Annotated in this window: 1 protein-coding gene; it reads left to right on the plus strand. The window is 64.8% G+C overall.

Annotated elements, in window-relative coordinates; all coding sequences use genetic code 11:
• Nucleotides 1-247: HD domain-containing protein (locus tag AC4FS3_RS29525; protein ID WP_491023500.1), on the plus strand; the 247-nt coding region annotated here is incomplete at both ends.

Raw genomic sequence — 247 nt, forward strand, 5'->3', positions numbered from 1 at the left:
TCGCCATCGCCGCGGACGGGCGGGTTCTGCTGGTGAAGCTGGCCGACCGGCTGCACAACATGCGCACCCTGGAGTTCGTGCCGCCGCACAAACGCCAGCGCATCGCCCAGGAAACCCTGGACATCTATGCGCCGCTGGCCGGCCGCATGGGCATCCAGGAGATGCGGCAGGAGCTTGAAGAGCTTTCCTTCCACTATCTCAACGGCGACGCCCAGCAGACCATCAAACGCCGGCTGGAAGAGATGGT

The sequence above is a fragment of the Pseudogemmobacter sp. TB195 genome, assembly GCF_058313095.1.